This window comes from Candidatus Hydrogenedentota bacterium (assembly GCA_019695095.1).
Lineage (GTDB): Bacteria > Hydrogenedentota > Hydrogenedentia > Hydrogenedentales > SLHB01 > JAIBAQ01.
In genome coordinates this window covers 1-5,152 of the sequence record JAIBAQ010000297.1, presented here as the reverse complement: position 1 = coordinate 5,152, position 5,152 = coordinate 1, and the positions used below count along the sequence as shown (strand labels likewise).

Here is a 5,152-nt window from a genome sequence, read left to right as displayed (position 1 = left end):
TTCCTCGTGGAGGCCAGGCACAACGGGGCGAAGGTTGTCGTGTTTTCGCCAGACTTCAGCCAAACATCGAAAATCGCCGACGAGTGGATACCCATTCATCAGGGGCAGGACGGGGCATTCTGGATGGCGGTCAATCACGTCATTCTGAAGGAGTGCTTTGTCGACCGGAATGTCGCGTATTTCACCGATTACCTCAAAAAGTACACAGACGCGCCGTTTGTGGTGTGTTTGGATGACACAGGTAAAGGCGTATTCCGGGCGGGAGCGTATTTGCGCGCGTCTCAAATTCCGGGCGCCAAGGATGAAGAACTCGCAGAGTGGAAGCTCTTTATGTTCGACGAAACCACAAGCGAGTTGCGTATGCCGAAGGGCACGGTGGGCCACCGCTGGCAGCAGGAGAAGGGACATTGGAACCTCAAGTTGGAGGACGATAAGAGCGGCTCTCCCATCAACCCGTTGCTTTCCTTGAATGGGCATGGCGCAGAGAACGTCAAGGTGGAGTTCTGGGACTTTTCACAGTCGACGAATGACAAGCCTGTACGGCGCAGCGTTCCAGCACGACGAGTCGAGACGATCGACGGGCCGGTGTGGGTAACCACGGCCTTCGACCTCATGCTCGCGCAGCATGGCGTCAGCAGTGGACAACCCGGTGAATGGCCGTCGAGCTACGAGGATGACACCCAACCCTACACACCCGCTTGGCAAGAGCAGTTCACGGGCATAAATGGGAGCGTGGTGGTGAATTTCGCGCGCCAATGGGCGCAGACCGCTGAACGCACACACGGCAAGTGCATGATCATTATCGGTGCGGGCGTCAATCACTGGTATCACAACAACTTGATTTATCGTGCCTGCATCACGACGTTGATGTTGACTGGCTGCGTGGGCAGAAACGGCGGTGGCTGGAACCATTACGTCGGTCAAGAGAAGTTAGCTCCTCAGGCTTCCTGGGGTCCGATCGCATTCGGGGCGGACTGGGCAGGTCCGCCTCGTTTGCAGAATTCCCCTTCGTTCCATTACGTGCACTCCGATCAGTGGCGCTATGACATGCCGTTCAACGAGATCTGTGCGGTAGGTGATGAAACCCACCGAATGGCCTCGGGGCATACTATCGACAAGCAGGCGCTTGCGGTGCGTTGCGGGTGGTTGCCATTTTTTCCGCAATTTACACAAAGCAATTTCGAGGTTGTGCGGGAAGCTGAGGCCGCAGGCGCCACCACCAATGAGTCGATCATCCAGCGCGTCATTCAGCGACTTAAAGATCGGTCGCTGAAGTTCGCAAGCGAAGACCCTGATGCGCCGGAGTGCTGGCCGCGCGTGTGGTATATCTGGCGCGGAAACGCCTTGCAGGCCTCGGCAAAAGGGCACGAGTACTTTCTTAAACACTACCTGGGTACACACCACGCAAGTATCGCCAACGAGGTCGCTCAGGAACATGTGAAGGAAGTCGCGTGGCACGAAAAGCTCGACCTAGGGAAAATGGACTTGGTCGTCGATCTGAACTTCCGCATGGACACGTCCGCGCTCTATTCGGACATTGTGTTGCCAACGGCGACCTTTTATGAAAAGGACGACCTAAACACCACGGACATGCATTCGTTCATGCATCCGCTTCAAGCGGCTGTTCCTCCATGTTGGGAATCCAAGAGCGACTGGAAGATCTTCCGTGAGATTGCGCAACAAACCTCGGAACTTGCCAAACGGTATTTGCCCAAGCCGCTTAAAGACGTGGTAGCCAGTCCCTTGGCGCACGATACGGCAGCCGAAGTCGCGCAGCCAACTATCAAAGACTGGGCACATGGGGAATGCGAACCGATTCCCGGCAAGACAATGCCCAACTTGACCATCGTCGAACGGGACTACACCAAGGTCTACGAAAAGTACATCAGTCTCGGCCGAAACTTCCGCGACAAAGGCATCGGCATGCATGGAACCAATTACATGGTCGATGACCTATACGATGAGTTCATGAAGACGCACCCGGTCGAGGAATGGGGTGGCGCGAAGTACCCCTCCCTGTTTGAAGATCGATCGGTGTGCGACGCCATCCTTGCATTTGCTGCTGAGACCAATGGGGAGTGCGCCTTCCGAGCCTACGCGGCAGAGGCCATCAAGACGGGCATCGACCACACACACACGGCCGAACCAACGCGGGCCGTGCGGATGTCGTTCAAAGACATCTGCACGGAGCCGCGACGTTTGTTGACCACGCCATACTGGACAGGAGACGTGCGGAACGGCCGTACGTACAGTGCATTCTGTCAGAACGTCGAAGGTCTCGTCCCTTGGCGTACCATGACGGGCCGCCAGCACTTCTATCTGGACCACGAAGCGTACCGCGCATTCGGCGAACACTTGCCGACGTTCAAGCCGCGTGCGGATCGACGGACGACGCGTGATCTTGAAATCACCGCATCCGACCATGGCTCGCTCGTTCTCAATTACCTTACGCCGCATGGCAAATGGCATATCCACTCCACATACGGCGATACCCTGCGTATGGAGACTCTTTCTCGGGGAATAGAACCGTTCTGGATGAATGACAGCGATGCCGGTCTTCTCGGGATTCAAGACAACGACTGGGTGGAGATCATTAATGACCACGGCGTGGTTGTTACGCGTGCCTGCGTGAGTGCGCGCATACCTCGCGGTATCTGCTTCATCTACCACGCTACGGAACGGACCATCGGCGTGCCGAAAGCGCCTGGGCGCGGGAACAAGCGCGCGGGCGCGCATAACAGCCTTACGCGCGCGCGCTTGAAGCCCCTCTTCATGATTGGCGGCTACGCGCAATTCAGCTACGCGTTCAATTACTGGGGTCCGACCGGCGTGAACCGGGACACCTACGTGGTTGTGCGCAAAATCGTCAAGCCCGAGTGGTAGGAAAGGAGTCTCTTTCGTATGGACGTACGCGCTCACGTAGCGATGGTGTTTCACCTCGACAAGTGCATTGGGTGTCACACGTGCAGCGTCGCCTGCAAGAACGTGTGGACGGATCGAGCCGGCGCCGAATACATGTGGTGGAACAACGTCGAGACTAAGCCGGGAACGGGCTACCCGACGCTTTGGGAAGACCAACTCAACTACAAAGGCGGCTGGGAACTGACCGCGAAGCGGGAATTGAAGCTGCGTTGTCAAACCAAGGTGAGCAGCTTTCTTAAGTTGTTCTATAACCCCAATCAGCCGGGGCTGGACGATTACTACGAGCCATGGACCTATACGTATCAGAACCTGTTTGATGCAGAGGCCGGAGACGACCAGCCGACCGCCGTGCCCATCTCGCAGATAACCGGAGACGTGATGAACATCGAGGCCGGTCCCAATTGGGATGACGACCTCGGCGGTTCGCCGGTGTACGCAGAGAATGACCCGAACCTCAAGCAGCTTACGGAGGATGAGCGGCGGATGCTGTTTGAGATCGAGAACATCTCGATGATGTATCTCCCGCGCATCTGCAATCACTGCGCAAATCCGAGTTGCGTCGCTTCATGCCCTTCGGGGGCCCTGTACAAACGAGGCGAGGACGGCATCGTATTGGTCAATCAGGAAAAATGCCGCGGGTGGCGGGCCTGCGTCTCGGCGTGTCCTTACAAGAAGATGTACTACAACTGGCAGACTGGCAAGTCCGAGAAGTGCATTCTCTGCTTCCCTCGCGTCGAGACAGGGCAGCCACCTGCCTGCTTCCATGCGTGCGTGGGGCGCATCCGCTACATGGGTGTCCTCTTGTATGACGCGGACCGCATCGAGGAATCCATGAAAGCGCCTGAGCGATCTCTGGTCGAAGCGCACCGAAGCATACTACTCGATCCGAATGATCCCGGCGTGGCGCGTGAAGCAGAGAAATCCGGTGTTAGCGAGAAGTTCGTGGCTGCCGCTCGACGCTCCCCCGTATACAAATATGTGAAGGAGTGGGAACTCGCGCTGCCGCTCCATCCCGAATTTCGCACGATGCCCATGCTGTACTACGTCCCGCCGATGTTGCCGGTCTCCGGCCGCGTTGGAGACGGCATCTATCAGCACGATGCTGAGGAGTTCTTCTCTCATCTTGACAAGGCGAGGTTGCCAATGCGCTATCTCGCAGCACTATTTGCTGCTGGAAACGAGGAAATCATCCACGCGGCCATGAAGAAGCAAATGGCCGTGCGTTACTTCAAGCGAGCCCAGGAACTCGATGATGTGGAGCCGGAGAAGGTGAAGCGCGTCTTGCGCGAGGGGCATGTCACGCCGGAACAGGCGGAAGCCATCTATCGCATGACCGCCCTGGGCTCCATCGAAAACCGATACGCCATGCCGCCGATCCAGCGTGAAGAAGCCATTGAGGGAGACAACTCCGAGGGATGCGCGCCGGAGCGATGCAAGGGCCAGTGTGGTTTTGGCCCCGTGCAAACACCGAAAAGAGGGTCGTAGACATGCTTACCACCGTATCGACAGTTCCGGCGCTGGCCGCCCTGGGCGCCTTGCTTGAATATCCGGACAATAGATTTCAGTCGCGATTCGATGAGGCCGTTGCACTGTCGCGAGAAGTGAGTGCGGATGCAGTGGAGGCGCTGAATTCGCTAGGTTCCGAGGTGGCAAACCTCTCCACTGAGCAGGCTCAAGAGATGTATACACGCTCCTTCGACCTTGCGCCGGTCTGCGTGCCCTACGTGAGCGTGCACATCTTTGGCGCCGAGAGCTTCAAACGCGCGGAATTGATGACGGGGCTCAAGGCGGCCTATGAACGCGTTGGCTTCACATGTGGTTCGGAACTACCAGACCACGTAGCGCTGATTCTGCGGAGCGCACCCCACCTTGATGCCGAAGAGTGGACGGATCTGAAGACGCACGTGCTTCAGCCTGCCTTGGAAAAGATGGCGCCGGCGCTTGAAGCGGCGCGCAGTCCATGGCGGCATGTCGTGCGAGCGGCTCAGCATGTAGTGAGTTTAGGGGATGAGAACGATGGTAACTAATTTCTTCTATGTCGGACTGCCGTACATGGCATTGTTTTCGCTTGTCGCAGTCTCCATCGCCAGGCTGAGAGTGAACCGATTCAGCTATTCGTCGCTATCGTCGCAGTTCCTGGAGAGCAAGCAACTGTTCTGGGGATCGATGCCCTGGCACATCGGCATTCTGATTGTCTTTCTTGGTCACCTGCTTCCCTTTCTCTTCCCGT

General features: G+C 57.2%; 4 protein-coding genes. All 4 read left to right on the top strand.

Going from position 1 to position 5,152, the window contains the following annotated elements; genetic code table 11:
- On the top strand, window positions 1–2,883 hold a 2,883-nt coding region (locus K1Y02_25135), incomplete at its 5' end, for a molybdopterin-dependent oxidoreductase (protein MBX7259665.1).
- An 18-nt stretch (window positions 2,884–2,901) separates the two neighbouring features.
- Window positions 2,902–4,407: a nitrate reductase subunit beta gene (gene narH, locus K1Y02_25130; protein MBX7259664.1), complete on the top strand. Its 1,506-nt coding sequence runs from the start codon at window positions 2,902–2,904 to the stop codon at window positions 4,405–4,407.
- 2 nt (window positions 4,408–4,409) lie between these two features.
- Entirely contained in the window at window positions 4,410–4,949 is a 540-nt protein-coding gene (narJ, locus tag K1Y02_25125) for a nitrate reductase molybdenum cofactor assembly chaperone (GenBank protein MBX7259663.1), read from the top strand.
- Window positions 4,939–5,152: respiratory nitrate reductase subunit gamma (locus tag K1Y02_25120; GenBank protein ID MBX7259662.1), on the top strand; the 214-nt coding region annotated here is incomplete at its 3' end. The genes narJ and K1Y02_25120, both read left to right, overlap by 11 nt.

Excerpts from the sequence above, each read along its gene's own strand:
- narH (MBX7259664.1), top strand. The coding sequence starts at position 2,902 with ATGGACGTACGCGCTCACGTAGCGATGGTGTTTCACCTCGACAAGTGC.
- narJ (MBX7259663.1), top strand. The coding sequence starts at position 4,410 with ATGCTTACCACCGTATCGACAGTTCCGGCGCTGGCCGCCCTGGGCGCC.